The organism is Clostridium boliviensis (assembly GCF_033342255.1).
Classification (GTDB): domain Bacteria; phylum Bacillota; class Clostridia; order Lachnospirales; family Lachnospiraceae; genus Lacrimispora; species Lacrimispora boliviensis.
In genome coordinates this window covers 1-325 of sequence record NZ_JAWONS010000194.1, presented here as the reverse complement: position 1 = coordinate 325, position 325 = coordinate 1, and the positions used below count along the sequence as shown (strand labels likewise).

Below are 325 nucleotides of genomic sequence, written 5' to 3'. Positions count from 1 at the left end.
GGTACTAAAAAAATGTATTTTTCGACAATTTAAATTATACAACCGAAATATATTGTTTGTCAATTAGGAAGTAATTATATAAATTTAACATTTAAAAAAATAAAGTAAATCAATTGACAAAACAATTATCCACTCGTTTCTACTGATAATACAGAAACGCCGTCATTCTTTTCGTCATAAAATAGGTGGAGAACTTCACGTTCTTTTCCGGCGCACGGTCTCATCAGATAAAAATGCAAATATAAGCTCAGGAAGAGAACGCCGTCTATATTTCCGTCACTAGGAGATTGTACGCAGATAGAATGGGGGTTATCACCATTATAGC

Annotated in this window: 1 protein-coding gene; it reads right to left on the bottom strand. The window is 32.6% G+C overall.

Annotation, left to right across the window (positions count from 1 at the left end; all coding sequences use genetic code 11):
- Positions 1-125 precede the first annotated feature (125 nt).
- On the bottom strand, positions 126-325 hold a 200-nt coding region (locus RZO55_RS12445), incomplete at its 5' end, for a hypothetical protein (protein WP_318064610.1).